This is a genomic window from Neotamlana sargassicola (assembly GCF_020523965.1).
GTDB lineage: Bacteria > Bacteroidota > Bacteroidia > Flavobacteriales > Flavobacteriaceae > Neotamlana > Neotamlana sargassicola.
On record NZ_JAJAPX010000026.1, the window covers coordinates 1 to 310 of the forward strand.

1 rRNA gene is annotated in these 310 nt (G+C 35.5%); it reads right to left on the reverse strand.

What is annotated here, in order from left to right:
* A 16S ribosomal RNA gene (locus LG651_RS15690) occupies positions 1 to 100 on the reverse strand; the annotation flags it as partial.
* Between the last annotated feature and the right edge of the window lie 210 nt (positions 101 to 310).

Below are 310 nucleotides of genomic sequence, written 5' to 3' on the forward strand. Positions count from 1 at the left end.
CGTCATCAGAAAAGCAAGCTTCTCTATGTTACCCCTCGACTTGCATGTGTTAGGCCTGCCGCTAGCGTTCATCCTGAGCCAGGATCAAACTCTTCATCGTTAAATTTTTAAGTGTTTCCACTATTATCTTTAACAACTAAAAGAATATCTCTAAGGTACTCAAAATGGCTTATTCTCTTTGTTGATTAGTATCGTTTCCAATACCAATCTTACGCTGTCAATTCAATATGTTTATGAACTTATCTTTTTCTTTTCTTAACTCGTTTCCTTGTTAAGCGGGTGCAAATATAAAACCCTTTTTTAAATCTCA